This is a genomic window from Parabacteroides sp. D25 (assembly GCF_000307475.1).
GTDB lineage: Bacteria > Bacteroidota > Bacteroidia > Bacteroidales > Tannerellaceae > Parabacteroides > Parabacteroides distasonis.
Genome location: NZ_JH976502.1, coordinates 226,888 through 243,523, shown reverse-complemented (window position 1 = coordinate 243,523; position 16,636 = coordinate 226,888). Strand labels below are relative to the sequence as shown.

Annotated in this window: 11 protein-coding genes; 6 read left to right on the top strand and 5 right to left on the bottom strand. The window is 45.6% G+C overall.

Features of this window, described 5'->3' with window-relative positions; translation table 11 throughout:
- Window positions 1–72 precede the first annotated feature (72 nt).
- Window positions 73–2,751 carry a calcium-translocating P-type ATPase, PMCA-type gene (locus HMPREF0999_RS07875; protein ID WP_009275620.1) on the top strand — a complete coding sequence of 893 codons (2,679 nt, stop codon included), beginning with the start codon at window positions 73–75 and terminating at the stop codon, window positions 2,749–2,751.
- Between the two features lie 154 nt (window positions 2,752–2,905).
- Entirely contained in the window at window positions 2,906–3,493 is a 588-nt protein-coding gene (locus tag HMPREF0999_RS07870) for a hypothetical protein (protein WP_009275619.1), read from the top strand.
- Between the two features lie 5 nt (window positions 3,494–3,498).
- Here the strand turns inward: HMPREF0999_RS07870 and HMPREF0999_RS07865 are convergent, their stop codons facing one another.
- Together HMPREF0999_RS07865 and HMPREF0999_RS07860 are read right to left on the bottom strand one after the other, a co-directional pair.
- The gene (locus HMPREF0999_RS07865) at window positions 3,499–5,613 is read right to left on the bottom strand and encodes an outer membrane beta-barrel family protein (protein WP_009275618.1); all 2,115 of its coding nucleotides are present in this window, start codon (window positions 5,611–5,613) and stop codon (window positions 3,499–3,501) included.
- Between the two features lie 222 nt (window positions 5,614–5,835).
- Window positions 5,836–6,351 carry an FKBP-type peptidyl-prolyl cis-trans isomerase gene (locus HMPREF0999_RS07860; RefSeq protein ID WP_009275617.1) on the bottom strand — a complete coding sequence of 172 codons (516 nt, stop codon included), beginning with the start codon at window positions 6,349–6,351 and terminating at the stop codon, window positions 5,836–5,838.
- Between the two features lie 129 nt (window positions 6,352–6,480).
- Here HMPREF0999_RS07860 and HMPREF0999_RS07855 point away from each other — a divergent pair, with 129 nt between their 5' ends.
- The 3 genes from HMPREF0999_RS07855 to HMPREF0999_RS07845 all read left to right on the top strand — a co-directional run bounded on the left by HMPREF0999_RS07855 (window position 6,481) and on the right by HMPREF0999_RS07845 (window position 11,299).
- Complete coding sequence (locus HMPREF0999_RS07855) at window positions 6,481–8,715, top strand: S9 family peptidase (RefSeq protein WP_009275616.1); 2,235 nt, start codon at window positions 6,481–6,483, stop codon at window positions 8,713–8,715.
- 15 nt (window positions 8,716–8,730) lie between these two features.
- Window positions 8,731–10,590 carry a mechanosensitive ion channel family protein gene (locus HMPREF0999_RS07850; RefSeq protein ID WP_009275615.1) on the top strand — a complete coding sequence of 620 codons (1,860 nt, stop codon included), beginning with the start codon at window positions 8,731–8,733 and terminating at the stop codon, window positions 10,588–10,590.
- A 100-nt stretch (window positions 10,591–10,690) separates the two neighbouring features.
- Window positions 10,691–11,299, top strand: a complete 609-nt coding sequence (locus HMPREF0999_RS07845) for a hypothetical protein (protein WP_005854244.1) — start codon at window positions 10,691–10,693, stop codon at window positions 11,297–11,299.
- Between the two features lie 108 nt (window positions 11,300–11,407).
- Here the strand turns inward: HMPREF0999_RS07845 and HMPREF0999_RS07840 are convergent, their stop codons facing one another.
- Window positions 11,408–12,625, bottom strand: a complete 1,218-nt coding sequence (locus HMPREF0999_RS07840) for an aminopeptidase C (protein ID WP_005854242.1) — start codon at window positions 12,623–12,625, stop codon at window positions 11,408–11,410.
- A gap of 154 nt (window positions 12,626–12,779) precedes the next feature.
- Between HMPREF0999_RS07840 and proC the strand changes: the two genes are divergently transcribed.
- Window positions 12,780–13,583: a pyrroline-5-carboxylate reductase gene (gene proC / locus HMPREF0999_RS07835; RefSeq protein ID WP_005854240.1), complete on the top strand. Its 804-nt coding sequence runs from the start codon at window positions 12,780–12,782 to the stop codon at window positions 13,581–13,583.
- 62 nt (window positions 13,584–13,645) lie between these two features.
- On the opposite strand, the gene HMPREF0999_RS07830 is transcribed toward proC, so the two are convergent.
- Window positions 13,646–14,833, bottom strand: a complete 1,188-nt coding sequence (locus tag HMPREF0999_RS07830) for a proline dehydrogenase family protein (RefSeq protein WP_008779995.1) — start codon at window positions 14,831–14,833, stop codon at window positions 13,646–13,648.
- A 90-nt stretch (window positions 14,834–14,923) separates the two neighbouring features.
- On the bottom strand, window positions 14,924–16,555 hold the full coding sequence (pruA, locus tag HMPREF0999_RS07825; protein ID WP_005854238.1) for an L-glutamate gamma-semialdehyde dehydrogenase: 1,632 nt from the start codon (window positions 16,553–16,555) through the stop codon (window positions 14,924–14,926).
- Window positions 16,556–16,636: the final 81 nt, after the last annotated feature.

Below are 16,636 nucleotides of genomic sequence, written 5' to 3'. Positions count from 1 at the left end.
TTAAACCCTTGTATATGTCGTATAACTTTACGTAATTTGCTATCCTATTTTCTTAATCAGATTAATAAATTTATGGAGAAAAAACATCAGTACCGAGGATTAACCAAACAAGAAGTAGAAGAGAGCAGGCGCCTTCACGGCGAGAATGTACTTACCCCGCCCAAGAAAGCTTCGTTATGGAGCCAATTCTTGGAGAAATTCGAAGATCCTATTATTCGTATATTATTAGTGGCATGGCTCTTGTCCATGATAATCGCTGGCGTACATTGCTGGGGACCTGAGGCGAAAGGTTTTACGGCCTTCTTGGAGCCGATCGGCATTTTCTTCGCAATCATGCTTGCCAGTTGCGTGGGCTTTTTCTTCGAGGTGAAAGCGAACAAGGCATTCGATATCTTGAATACAGTCAATGATGATATTTTAGTGAAGGTAATCCGTGACGGGAATATCTGCCAAATACCGAAAAAAGAGGTCGTCGTAGGCGATATCGTTGTTTTGGAGACAGGTGAGGAAATTCCCGCAGATGGACATTTGCTTGAAGCCATCTCCCTACAGATCAACGAATCCACACTAACCGGTGAACCGATTATCAGCAAGACTACAAACGAGGCGGATTTCGATACGGAAGCGACTTATCCGTCCAATGTAGTCATGCGAGGAACGACGGTCGTGGACGGACATGGCGTAATGCAAGTAGAAAAGGTGGGTGACGCTACCGGATACGGTAAGGTCTACGAAGGCTCGCAAATCGAGAGCGATGTAGAGACTCCTTTACAAATACAGTTGAAAGGCTTGGCTAGCGTGATCAGTAAAGCCGGATATACGATCGCCGGGGTGACGTTCATCGCCTTGACCGTAAAATTCCTTTTATCGGATAGTTTCCCCGGGATGCCGGCGATGGACATCATCGCCCATATCCTCAACTACTTTATGGTAGCGGTTACGTTGATCGTGGTATCCGTTCCGGAAGGATTACCGATGAGTGTCACGTTAAGTTTGGCCCTCAGCATGAACCGTATGTTGAAGACGAATAATCTTGTCCGCAAAATGCACGCCTGTGAGACCATGGGAGCGACTACCGTAATTTGTACGGACAAGACCGGAACGTTGACGCAGAACCAAATGCAAGTCTACCAAACGAATTTCTACAACCTGAAAGACCAAAAGCTTGGGGAGGATGAGTTAAGTAACCTGATCAAAGAAGGTATCTCCACGAACTCCACGGCATTCCTCGATTTCTCGGAAGAAAAGGTAAAAACCCTTGGAAACCCGACGGAGGCCGCCCTTTTACTCTGGTTGAACGGACAACACCAAAATTATCTGGAATTAAGAGAGAACGCTACGATCCTAGATCAATTGACCTTCTCTACGGAACGGAAATATATGGCTACAATCGTACAATCACCGTTACTCGGCAAGAAGGTACTTTACGTGAAAGGTGCTCCCGAAATCGTACTGGCCAACAGTAACCGGGTGGCGATAGACGGAACTTACAAACCGGTGGCGGAATGTAAAGCCGGCATCGAAAAACAATTATTGGATTACCAGAACCAAGCGATGCGTACGCTTGGCTTCGCTTACCAGATAAATGAGGATGGAATGGATGAGACCTTCTTCGTTGAGGGTCGTTTACATGATACGGATTTAACGTACCTAGGTATCGTCGCTATCTCCGATCCGGTACGTGCGGATGTGCCCCCCGCTGTTCAAAGTTGCTTGGACGCAGGTATCGACGTGAAGATCGTCACCGGAGATACACCGGGTACGGCTAAAGAAATCGGACGACAGATCGGTACGTGGAAAGCGAATGATACCGACCGGAACATTATCACGGGTCCCGCATTCGAGGCGCTTAGCGACCAAGAGGCCTTGGATCGTGTCTTAGACTTGAAGATCATGTGCCGTGCCCGTCCTACGGACAAACAGCGTTTGGTACAATTATTACAGCAGAAAGGCGCCGTGGTAGCGGTTACCGGCGACGGGACAAACGATGCCCCCGCCTTGAAAGCGGCACAAGTAGGCCTCTCCATGGGTGACGGTACTTCAGTTGCCAAGGAAGCCAGCGACATTACGATTATCGACAACTCGTTCAGTAGCATTACCCGTGCGGTGATGTGGGGACGTTCCTTGTACCGGAATATCCAGAAATTCTTGTTATTCCAATTGACCATCAATGTAGCCGCTTGTTTGATCGTGCTATTGGGTTCTTTATTAGGTACGGAATCTCCTTTGACTATCACGCAGATGTTATGGGTAAACTTGATCATGGATACATTCGCTGCCGGGGCGTTGGCCTCTCTCCCACCGAATGAGCGAGTGATGAAAGATAAACCTCGCCGGAGCGGTAAGGATGGAGATTTCATTATCACCCGCCCGATGGCCTATAATATTTTCGGCGTCGGATTCGCTTTTGTCGTAATCTTGATGGGCTTGTTGTTCTATTTCCATGCGCAAGACGGTTTAACGCCGCACGATTTATCGTGGTTCTTCAGCTTCTTCGTGATGCTACAGTTCTGGAATATGTTTAACGCAAAGGCATTTATGGAAGGACGTTCCGCTTTTGCCAATTTAAAGGATAGTAAAAGCTTCTTGCTGGTCGCTTTACTGATTTTGATTGGTCAATACTTAATCGTCACTTTTGGAGGCGAGATGTTCAGCGTAATACCTTTGCCCTTGGAAGATTGGGCGATCATTATCGGATCTTCCTCTCTGGTTTTATGGATCGGTGAGTTATTCCGGTTATTCAAAAGATAAATATATATTGTCCAACTTATAGGGACGGGGCGTGCCCCGTCCCTACAACCGGAAATAGTGTACCCGTATGATATATTAAAACCAACCTAGCTATAAATAGCTATTTCCTTATCCCGCTTCGTGTCTTAACTTCACACCTCAAATTATTTAAATCATGAAACATCTATTAGAATTAGCGAAAAGAAACCAAGATAGAGCTTGGGAAGTGATCCGGCAAACCGACATTATAAATATATGGAAATCCGTCGGGGCGGAAATAAACCTAGTAGGCTCCTTGAATATGGGACTACTCATGAAACATAAGGATATCGACTTTCATATTTACACTTCTCCTTTCCGTATATCCGACAGCTTCCTAGCGATGGCCCGACTAGCGGAGAACCCGCTCATTAAACGGATCGAATACGGAAATTCGCTCGATACGGAAGAACAATGCGTAGAGTGGCACGCATGGTTCCAAGACCCGGATAACGAACTCTGGCAAATTGATATGATCCATATCGTAAAAGGTTCCCGTTATGACGGTTATTTCGAGAAAATGGCCGAACGTATAACCGCCGTACTGACTGACGAGACCCGGCAGGCCATCTTAAAACTGAAATATGAGACACCGGATACAGCGAAAATCATGGGCGTGGAATATTACCAAGCAGTCATTCAAGACGGCGTGCGTACGTATGCGGAATTAGAGGACTGGAAAAAACAACATCCAGTCACAGGCGTTATCGAATGGATTCCATAAGAACTTTATTGACCAAACCGTGAAGAATCGATCTCTTTCTTATTCTTCCGGTTCATCTTGCCCAATGTATACTTTAAGGTGAGCGATACAGAACGAGTATCCGAATAGATCGTCATATCACTCTTCTGGCTGGGATAATCAATATGCGTTTTCGCACGTAAGCCCTTTAATAAGTCCTCACCTCGTAGCATTACGCTTAATTTTTTCGGTATCGGGTTCCAGACAAGCCCTGCCGATACATTATAAATACCATCCACATCATAGATACCTTGTATCGAAGGCGCACTATAGCGAGCATTCACTTCCAGCGATAAGTTCTTCTTCTTTGATAAAGTAAACGTATTGAACAACATCAACTGCCCGAATAACTTTTTCCGATCAAACGAAATATCGATAAACACTCCCTCATCTTGAATTAAGAAGCCCGATGCCACGAACCGTGAGCTAACCACCCCACCGATCCGAAACGGGATAACCGCCATCGCCCCGAAAGTATTATGCTTATCGAAATTAACCGATTGGTAATAGGCTCTCAACGCTTTCGTATCTTGATAATACAATTGGCGAATATAATTCACATGATGATTGGCAAATAGTCCAAAAACATATTTCTTTTTCAAGATATAATTAGCCCTAGCCATATAAATACGTTCCGGTTCCAAATAAGGATTTCCCCGTACCTGACTATACACATTCAAATAAGAAACATTCGAGCTCATGGCCCAATACGCCGGATACTTCTTATCGCTGGAAAAATTGACTTGAAGCATATTCGATGGATCGATCGTATAACTCAAGTTCAATTGTGGATAGAGATTTACCCCAGACCATAAGGTCCACTTCCGGCCCGCCGAATCAATCACCGCCTTATTATACTCCGCCGAAAGAGAAGCGCTCAACACCAGTTTCTTGCCAAAACGCTTAGAGAAACCGGCATACAATCCCGCCGTATACTCTTTTTCTTTTTGGGCAAACGTAGCTGACAGATCCTCCTGTTTATCTTGGTAGGTAAAGGAGCTATTATCCGTAAAGGATAACTGCACATTCGTGCCCGCGTTAATTTTCCATCCTTTTCCAAATACCCGTTCGTAGTTGACGAATACATTCGCCAAATGGATATTTTGCCGGGAGGTAGCCTCCACCTCTTGTTTCGTATCGGGATAATCCGAGATCATATATTGATCCCTGCGATCCTTATAATAGGTATAATCCACCCCTGCGCTCAAGTTCTTGGAATGTGCATAATTCAATCGTACATTTTGAAGATTCTTCGGGCCCGATAACTTATTATTACTTTCCGCATTCTCAATACCCACAAATAGAGTGTTCGAATATCGTTTGGAATTAGAATCCGTTATCTTGGCATAATAAGAAATATCCACCTCACGCCCCTTATCCATAAACCAATTGGCACTCGCCCCAATCGTATGGTTCATAGAACGACCTACCGCCGTATTTTCTTGCAGGATCTCATAAGGACGATCCTTCACGATAGGATAGGCGTTCATATCCTCGGTTGAACGGGAATGGTTATAATTAGCGGAATAAGATAGATCCAGACTATATTTCTTTTTGGAGTAGGATAAATTCACTAATCCGGTTGGCGAGAAGTAGAAAGCTTGCTTTCCGGTCAAAGAGATATCGGCACTTAAATCCTCATTCACTTTCTTCTCCATAATGATATTTATACTACCTCCTTTTACGCCATATTTTGGAGGAGAGCTATACAAAAGCTCTATACTCTTTACTTTGCTGGCCGAGGTAGATTTCAGAAGCTCTACAATCTGGGACAATGACATTGAGCTTCTACGTCCGTTAATAATAATGTTCGTAGTAGGGACGCCGATGATACTAACGTTGTCCCCTTCTTTCACCAATCCGGGAATCTCTCCTAAAATATCAAATGCAGTATTCACCGGTTTGGCCATGATCAAGTTAGGCACGTCGAAAGATAAGGCATCGTCCGTAACCGTAACCAAAGGACGCTCGGAAGTAACGTAGACATCCGGCAATTTTACCGTAATACTATCTTTCACCAAGATAACAGAATCCTTAGTCTGTGCATTTACAGCGACAAGAACATTCAGAAGCAACAAGAAAGGAACAATGGCAGTCTTCATAATATCAAGATTATGTTTATAATCCGCCAAATTAAAAAGAAAAAAGGAGATAAGCAACGAAACTATCGAATATTTACGAACAAATCGTATACATATTCAAAATAAAGCAATTACACCACACCTACTTATACTATTAACCCGTTGGCGGAATTAAGTAACCGTGCCAAATCTTATAAAGATAAAAGTCAGATCAAACCAAATGTGCCTTTAGTCTGATAATATTCATTCGACCTTATCCAAGGTAAAAGTAAAGATTAAAGTAGAACCTCCGGGGATACCGCTATAATCTCCATATCCATAACCTAGCGAAGCCGGGATAATCGCCTCCACGGTCTCATCCAGATGGATATTCAATAAGACACCGCTTAAGCCCGGGATAATGCCGTTCATAGAAAAACTTGATCTATCCAGTTTCTTTTGAAAGACCTGTCCATCTATAAACTTCCCTTCCAGACCTAGCAAATAGACCACGGAAGTCATCGTGGGTGTTGTTGTCCACTCATTTTCTTTCCGAATGATCCGGTATAAGGCGGTATCACCCCCTAGAACAACTTGCTTATATCTTAATTCACCCTTCTCATCTTTCTCTGTTTTCTTTTCCCAGATGTATTCCTTGTTTTTGTTGATATAAGCCAATTGTTCTTCCGAGAATTGAAGCTCATCATCATCCCCACAAGAAGTAAATCCCATCATCATGATCACTAAAAGTGACCATACATACATTGAAAGTGCTTTCATTCCGATTTCTATATAAAATTAAATTATGATTATTCTTGATTTCCGAGGCGCGAATATACAAATCCATTTTGTTATATCAACTAACTTTCCGTTCTTTGCATAAATATAGTAGTAACCAACTAATACAACATGAAACTAAATAAATTAATAGCGATCGCCACGATCAGCCTTCTGTCGGGAGGTATAAGCATGGCACAAAAAGCGTTGAATCTTGAGGATATCGTTGCCGGTAACGTCATACAAACAAAAGGCGTCGGAAGCATGACTTGGCTAAAAGACGGTGAACGTTATAGCCGCTTGGAAAATAATAAGCAAACCGGAGGCACGGATATCGTCGCCTATCAAGCAAAAGATAACTCCCGTGAAGTCATTATCCCCTCATCCCTATTGACAGACAAATCTACAGGAAAGCCTATTCCCGTACGTAGTATCTCTTGGAGTGCGGATAATGAGAAAGTCTTGATTTATAACAATACCCAACGGGTATGGCGTTATGATACCCGGGGTGACTATTGGGTATTAAACCTAAAGGACGGCGCTTTACGTCAATTGGGAAAAGGAATGCCGGAATCCTCCATGATGTTCGCTAAATTCTCTCCGGATGGCACACGTGTGGCCTATGTTTCCAACAATAATATATATGTAGAAGATATAGACTCCGGGAAAATCACGCAGCTAACAAAAGACGGAAGCGATACGATTGTCAACGGAACTTTCGATTGGGTATATGAGGAGGAGTTCAGTTGCCGGGATGGTTTCCGCTGGAGCCCGGACGGAAAGCATATCGCCTATTGGCAAAGCGATACGAAAGGAACGGGAGTGTTCGACATTATTAATAATGTAGACTCCATCTACGCAAAGGTAATCCATTTCCCATACCCCAAGGCAGGAACCACCAATTCAGCCGTAAAAGTAGGCTACGTTTCCTCTACCGGCGGGAACACCACTTGGATCGCCATACCCGGAGATCCCCGGAACAACTACCTGCCCCGTATGGAATTCATCCCCGAAAGCGACGAGTTGTTCATACAGCAACTAAACCGCCCGCAGAATACAAATAAGGTATGGATCGCCAAGATATCCGATAACTCGCTGAATAATATCTTCACTGATACGGATGCCGCATGGCTGGACACGAATGATAACATACAATGGTTAAAGGACAACCGCTATTTCACATGGGAAAGCGAGCGTAGTGGCTGGCGACACTTATACCGGATAAGCCGGGACGGAAAAGAGATACAACCCATCACCAAAGGTGATTTTGATTATATCTCGCCGGTCGGGACCGATCTACAAAAGGGCTGGGTCTATTTCATCGCCTCCCCGGACAATTTCACCCAACGTTACTTGTACCGGGCTAAAGCATTCGGCAATGGGGAAGTGGAGCGTGTAAGCCCCATGGAACAATCCGGACAGCACCGCTACAATATGTCACCCACCGGCAAATGGGCCATACATACGTATAGTAACGCCTCTACCCCATCCGTTATCGACATGGTTTCTTTCCCGAAACATCAATCCGTACGCATGCTTGAGGATAATGCCCAAGCCAAGGACCAATACGCCGCCTTAGGATTAAACCCGAAAGAATTTATCAAGGTCAAGTCCGGCAATCTAACCTTGGACGCATGGATGATAAAACCTGTCGATTTCGACGCATCCAAGAAATACCCGGTTATCATAGAGGTATACGGCGAGCCGGCGAGCGCCACCGTACAAGATGTATGGGGTAACGGAGATTTATGGCAACAATATATGGCGAACCAAGGTTATATCGTGGTAAGTATCGAGAACCGGGGTGCGAATACTCCCCGTGGACGTGAATGGCGGAAATGTATTTACGGGGAAGTGGGTACTTTCGCTTCCGAAGACCAGAGCAGGGGTATTCTGGATATGACCCGTCAATATCCGTTTATCGATGCCAACAGGATCGGTATTACCGGATGGAGCGGTGGTGGTAGCCAGACCTTAAACTGCATGTTCCGTTATCCGAAAATATTCCATACTGGTATAGCGATCGCTTTTGTAGCCGACCAACGTTTATACGACACGATCTACCAAGAACGTTACATGAATACTCCGCAGAACAATCCGGAAGGCTACCACAAAGGTTCCCCGATTACCTATGCCGAGGGACTGGAAGGTAATCTGCTGCTTATTCATGGTACGGGAGATGATAACGTGCATTACCAAAATTGCGAGATGCTGGTGAACAAGTTGATCAAGAACGGAAAGATGTTTACGCAAATCAGTTACCCGATGCGTAGCCATAGCATCAACGAAAGGGAAGGAACAACTCTTCACCTACGTAAGACAATGGCTAAATACTGGCTGGAACATCTTCCGGCCGGTGGTAAATAGTTAATCCACGATTCGATGAAACAATTTTTATTGCGATTAGTGATCTTGGCAGGAATCAGTTTCCTGCCAACGGTGTCCAACGCCCAATTAAGGGAAAAGGCCGAAGAACTATTGTCTACGACATTAGGCAATGATCCGGAGGAACCAGTTACCCCAACCGATACGCTTTCGCTCGATGAGCAGCACCGGAAGGATTCCATCAAGATGCAGGAGCTAGCCCTCCAGTTGCAAGAGATGAAACTAAACGAGATCTTACTGAAAGACGAGCTGGAAAGCACGAAAAACAGCAACGCTACCGCCGACTCCCTAAAAAGGTCCGAGCAACGAAACCGTATCGATTCCCTTCGGGCACTGACTCCCGGCGTACCTGTAGTCGTGGAGGGGGATACCTTATTTCACCTTTACGCCAAGCGCGGAGGCCGCACCCCGGTTGACCGGGCTGAGGACATCCTCAATATCATGGTAAAGATCGGGACCTCGCATTCCTTGAAGAAGGATTCCATCTATATCTATGACAGCGAATACGTAACGGATATCATGTACGGAGACAAGGTTATCCTAAGTATCACCGATCAAGATGCCCTATGGCAAAATCTCAGTCGTATAGCCCTCGCTGAACAATATCAACCGATTATCCAAAACAAGATACAAGAGTTAAGGGAGCAACATAGTATCTTGCAGATAGCGAAACGGGTATTATTGTTCATCCTCGTAATTATCATCCAATATTTCCTGTTTAAGCTGACCAACTATCTGTTTAAGAAGCTACGCAGGAAAATTATCTGGTTAAAGCAGAACCGACTCAGATCTATTACCATCCGGGATTATGAATTTCTCAACACACATCGCCAAGGACGTGTATTGATGTTTTTCACCAACGTAATACGATGGATCGTGTTACTAATCCAATTAACCATCAGTGTACCGATCCTTTTCGCTATCTTCCCGCAAACAGAAGATCTAGCCTTGAAGATATTCTCCTATTTGTTGGAGCCGGTAAAGATGATCTTTAAATCGGTAGCCTCCTATATTCCGAACTTGTTTATCATCTTGGTGATCTATTACTGCATCAAATACATCGTAAAAGGAATCCAATACATAGCCAACGAGATAGAGAGCGAGAACCTGAAAATATCAGGTTTTTACCCGGATTGGGCGCAACCGACGTTTAATATCATCCGTTTCCTGCTATACGCCTTTATGATCGCCATGATCTATCCTTATCTGCCGGGATCGGACTCGGGGGTATTTCAAGGCATATCCGTATTTGTCGGTTTGATCATATCGTTGGGTTCCAGTACGGTGATCGGAAATATCATCGCAGGGCTGGTCATTACTTATATGAGGCCCTTTAAATTGGGTGACCGTATCCAACTAAACGAGACGACTGGCAACGTGATCGAGAAGACTCCGTTTGTAACCCGTTTACGTACCCCTAAGAATGAGGTAGTGACCATCCCGAACTCCTTTATCATGTCCTCCCATACAACAAATTATAGCGTATCCGCACGGCAATACGGATTAATCATCCACAGCACGGTTACGATCGGCTACGACGTACCTTGGCGGCAAGTTCATCAATTATTGATCAATGCCGCCCGCCAGACCACCGGGGTATTGCCAGAGCCGAAGCCTTTCGTATTGGAGACCGAACTAAGCGATTACTATCCCTGTTATCAAATCAACGCTTATATAAAGGACGCCGATAAACTCGGAGATATCTATTCCGACCTGCATCAAAACATACAGGACGTATTCAATGAGGCTGGCGTAGAGATCATGTCACCGCACTATTTCGCCGGACGAGACGGAAGCGCTTCCACGATCCCGACCGCTCCCTATCCGGATGACAGGGTAGAGCCTTCCAAGAAATAAATATTTCACGGTAAATAGTTAAAAATGATCCCTCACGAAACAAATCGTGGGGGATTTTATGTTATATATCCAAACGTCACTAATAAAATAAATAATGGTAATGAAAAAGTATTTTATCGCAGTAGCGGCTATGGCATTTTTGGCCGCATGTAGCGGGAAGCAAGCCCAAAAGGATGTACCCGTAGAAGTAGAGGAAGAAGAATTCGCCATAATGTCGGCGGCTCCGGACGCTCCGTCTTTGCCACTGATCCATTCTGTTAAGGCGACCCAACCGGCAAAGCCCGTGAATATGAGGGATTCCTTGAAGGCTGATCCTAAAAAGGGACCGGTTATCCAAAAAAAGTATAAGGGAACCCTGACTTCTCCGGATAGCGTGAACGTAGATTATGACTTAACCTTGTATTATCAACAAGATAACGCAGACGAGGAAGGCGTATTCGAGTTGGATGCTCTTTATACCGTACCGGAAGCAGTAGCCTCAAGTACCGGAGCGGCGAAGAAAGCTCCTCAGAAAGCCATTACAACCGGTAAACAAAAAGTAAAGCACGGAACTCCCGATGACGCTAGCGCAGTAATCTACGAGTTGATTCCCAGTGATGGCGAACCCGTCATCTATTTCCTAGTAGAAGGGGATAACTTGACCTTGATGAACGACGCGTTGCAAAAAGCGGCGGCAGATCTTAACTACACGCTAAGACTTGTCCAATAAATTTATAGGCAGCACATCTTTGTATATATAGATCACCCCGATAGACTTACCGGATCGCCGGAAGCTATCGGGGTTTAGTTTTTATTTGAACCCTCCTTGGCAGATCGGTTATTTGATACCTAACTTGGCTTTGATCGCTTTAGGCAAGGCATCTTTATGAACCACGATATTCATGGTCTTATAACGGACAAACGCCTTGGAAGCATACCAAATACCGTTATACTTGCTGTTGGTTCCCCAAGAGTTCTTTACCATATAATACTCGTTCCCCTCTTGATCCTTGGCGATACCGTAGATCTGCATACCATGGTCGTCTGTCGTCTCGTAATTATCGTAAGCCAACTGACGCTCTGCTTGGGTACACCATTTCTGAGGTTGCGGTTTTGTGTTCAGCTTCTTTTCCTCCGGTTTCAATTTCAACCAATGAGCCATATCGGAACCGCTCAACTCCTGTACCTTCTCATCATCAGGCATAACGGCCACTCCGTCACGAGTAAAACCAGATTCGCTCACATCGGAACCCCAAGCGATCGTATAACCCGTATTAATCGCATTATCAAAGACCTCCATAAACTCATCCAGCGGCAAGTTATACGACATACCGTGACGCCAGTTATCCTGAATCTCTAGCGGGAACTGGGTATAGAACGGATGATGCGTATAAGAAGTCAATGAGACATAATCCGAAGCCTTCAAACCTGTAGACTCGAAGAAAGATTTCGGTGTATATTCCTTCCCTTTATACGTGAATTTCTCAGGAGGAACCCCCAAGTAGATCTGATGTACCGCAGCGACCGCCTTCTTCCATAACATGGCGTTATTCTCATCAGACTGCAATTTGCGTAACTTTCCCTTGGCGATAGCGGCCACCATAGCGTCCGTCAAGGCGGAAAGCTCGGTATGGTTACTCAACGTATCGGCATACATCATGCCCGGGCGCATCTCCTCTTCCGGAACCAAGCCGAATGTTTCCATTCCATAAAGCGCATCATAGAAAGATCCACCTTGCGAGAACGAAACATCCCCATGCGTACGCACAGCAGCGTCGGCACGATCCAGATAGGTGTTATATACCGTAAACATCTCGGATAAGTCATACTCGCCCTTTCCCATACGAAGCAACTCCGACTCCAAGAAAGAGTACGAGGAGTAGCACCAGCACGTACCCGCACGATTTTGGTTCTTAACAGATGTAATGGGGTTCTCTTTCACGGTCGTGAACACGAATCCCTCCTCACTCACCTTCTTCTCCGTGTCTTGCGCTTGGATCGTAGCGGACATAGTCAGAGCGAATAGCATGCTTGAAACTAGAATTGTCTTTTTCATGTAATTTTATATATTTATATTAGTATTAAGTCCGTATCGACCGCAAATGTAAGTTTTTTATCCGTAGCTAACTCTACAAAGTCGTACGTATTTGAGATATTTTATCTAAGTTTGCCTCTTCAGAAAACATAATATATAACTAATTATCTGCAAAATGAGAATATCTATTATCGGTTCGGGTAATATCGGTGGAGCGATCGCCCGAGGTTTAGCGAAAGGAACCATGTTCAAAGCCTCTGATATCACTTGTACCGCCCAATCGGACGAGACCTTGGAGAAGATGAGAAAGATCGATCCGGACTTTATCTTGACCCATGATAACGTGGAAGCGGCACGAAACGCTGATATCATCATCATCGCCGTTAAACCTTGGCGTGTAGAAATGATTATAGATGAGATTAAGTCGGTGCTCGACTTCGAGAAACAAATCATCGTATCCGTAGCGGCTGGCGTGACTTTCGACCTGTTGAATACTTATTTGACCAAGAATACAGACTTCGATTGTCTGGCTACTCCCACGATCTTCCGGATCATGCCCAACACGGCTATCGAGGTGATGAGCAGCATGACTTTCGTTTCCGCCCGCAACGCCTCCAAGGAGCAAACGGATCTAATCATCCATATCTTCAACGAGCTTGGCAACGCCATGTTGGTAGAAGAACGGTTGATGGGCGCAGGAACAGCATTGGCTTCCAGCGGCATCGCTTTCGCCTTGCGTTATATCCGCGCGGCGATAGAAGGCGGCGTGGAATTGGGTTTCTATCCGAAACAAGCGCAAGAGATCGTGGTGCATACCGTGAAAGGCGCCGTTGATTTATTGCTCGAGAACAAAAGTAACCCGGAGATGGAAATCGATAAGGTAACAACTCCGGGCGGAATCACGATCAAGGGTCTAAATGAGATGGAACTTTCCGGTTTTACCTCTTCCGTGATCCGGGGACTGAAGGCCAGTAAATAAAAATAGGCAGACAAAGTAGTTTGCCAGCACCAATACGCCCCGAAATATGCTGACAAACTACTTTACCTGCCCTCGGCAGGTTTATGTTCTTTCCGCCTAGTCATTTCCATCTCCAACATCCGGAGTTCCCGGCTGGTCTGCCCCGCGACAGAAGTATTCTCTTCCGCACGCCGGATCAAATACGGCAGTACATCCCTTACCGAGGCGTACGGTACGTATTTGGTTACGTTATATCCCGCATGGGCTAAATTGAAGGAAATATTATCGCTCATTCCCAATAGCTGCGCAAAGAAAACACGGGAGTCATCGCGGGCGATCCCCTTCTCGTCCATCAATTTCGCCAACTTATAATTACTCTCCTCATTATGAGTTCCCATAAACATCTCAAAACGATCTAAATGATCCATGGTGAAACGGACCGCCGCATCATAATTCTCGTCCGTGGCCTGCTTATCTTTACAAATCGGATCGGGATAATCCAACGCCGCCGCACGGGCACGCTCCGCTTCCATATAAGCCCCGCGCACGAATTTCACGCCCGCAATATAACCTTTCGCCACGGCATCATCGTAGATACGACGCAGATAAGGCATCCGGTCATGACGATACATTTGCAAGGTAGCGAATACGATCGCACGTTTCTTGTTGAACTTACGCATCGCCTCATCGGTCAACGCATCAATGGCATCTTGGAAACAATAATCCTCCGCATCCACTAAAATACGTACGTCGTTATCGTAAGCCCGTTGGCAAAGCGCCATAAAACGCTCGCGGAACTCGCGGAAATGCCGGACATCGTCTATCGTAAGCTCTTCCCGTTTCTCGGAAGCTTTGGCCAGTAACTCATCGGTCGTGATCGTGGATGGTTTGAATACGGCATAGGCCAGATTCGTATTTCCTTTCGCAAAATCTATCGAGCGCAAGGTTTCCTCGAAAGTCGCCTGTATGCCCTCCGGGGTCTGCTCGCTCTCCGCCGAATAATCGAGCGTCGATTTCACGTTGTATTTCATCAAGTGGTTGATGGCTGCGGAACAGTCTTGTAAAGTTTCTCCCCCAACGAACTGTTTATATAAGGTAGGCTTCACCGCCCAAGCCAGCGGGAAATGTATTTTCAAGGCTATACTCGTGGCTACTTTAGCGCATTTTACCAACCAAGGATATTTTATCGTATTAAAAAGCCAGTAAGCATTTTGTAGTTCTCCCCGCGACTTCGACGAGAAAGCGATCTCGGTATTGTTAAAGTCTAACATATTGTATGTAGATAAAGGTAACGTCATAGCGTAGAGACGGGGCACGCCCCGTCTCCCCCACAATCAGTTGGTATTTCTTAATTATGACAATTATTTCTCACCTAAGAACGGATACCCGTAGCTCGTCGGAGGAACCAAACATTCCTTGATACAACGAGGATTCGTCCAACGAATCAAGTTCAGCGGGCCACCGGCCTTGTCATTCGTTCCGGACGCACGGGAACCGCCGAACGGTTGCTGGGCGATCACGGCGCCGGTCGGTTTATCATTGATATAGAAATTACCGGCCGAATAGCGCAAGGTATTGAATGCCTTATCGATCGCATAGCGATCACGGGCGAAAATAGAACCCGTCAATCCGTACGGAGAAGTACGATCACAAAGTTCCAAAGTCTCCTCATATTTAGCGTCGTCATATACGTAGATCGTAATCACCGGCCCGAAGATTTCCTCTACCATGCTCTTGAACATCGGGTCCGTGGTCTGGATAACCGTTGGCTCCACGAAATAACCTACAGATTTGTCCCCGTTACCACCAAAAAGAACCTCTGCGTCCGGAGACTGTTTCGCATAATCGATATAACTCATGATGTTATCGAACGAAGCCTCATCGATCACGGCATTGACAAAGTTCGTGAAATCCTGCACGTCACCCATCTTGATCTCTTTCAGCATATCGCCCACGTAATCTTTCACCTCTTTCCAGAGAGAAGCCGGGATATAGGCCCGGGAACCCGCCGAGCACTTCTGCCCCTGATACTCGAACGCGCCGCGTACGATAGCGGTAGCCACATCCAACGCCGGAGCGGAAGGATGAGCGAAGATAAAGTTCTTGCCACCTGTCTCGCCTACGATCTTCGGATAAGATTTATAATGCCCCAAGTTCTCTCCGATCTGACGCCACAAGGTATTGAACGTAGAGGTAGAGCCCGTAAAATGGAATCCCGCCAAATCACGGCTACCCGTAATCACCTTACCGATCACGCTACCCTGTCCCGGGATGAAATTCACTACGCCATCGGGCAAGCCGGCCTCTTGGAAAACCTTCATCAAGAAATAGTTCGAATGGATCGCCGTAGTAGACGGTTTCCATACCGCCACGTTACCCATCATAGCCGGAGCCATATTCAGGTTGGAAGCGATCGACGTAAAATTAAACGGCGTGAGCGAGAACACGAAACCTTCCAAGGCTCGGTATTCCATACGATTCAATATACCCGTCTCGGAATAGGGTTGATCGGCATATACTTGACTAGCGTAGAAGGTACTGAAACGCAAGAAATCGATCAATTCGCAGGGAGCGTCGATCTCCGCTTGGAACGGATTCTTGCTCTGTCCCAACATAACCGAAGCGTTCAGGATATAACGATATTTCGTAGCCAACAACTCAGCTACACGAAGCATAATAGACGCACGTTCCACCCATGGAAGTTCTGACCATTCCTTATGCGCTTTCATGGCGGCGTCGATAGCCATTTGTACTTCTTTCTCGCCCGCCTTATGATAAGTAGCCAATACATGATGATGATCATGAGGCATAACGACCTTACCGGTATTACCCGTACGGATCTCTTTTCCGCCAATTACCAGAGGTATATCCCATTCCTCGGAACTTATCTGCGCCAACGCTTTCTTTAAGGATGCTTTTTCACTTGATCCGGGAGCATACGCTTTTACCGGCTCATTAATGGGTTTAGGAAATCTAAAAATAGCATTATCCATAATACTTCAGATTTTTTAAATGGTTATTCAATGAAACTTTCTGCTGTAAACGTAGCAAATTTATTTTAAAACAGTGGCGTG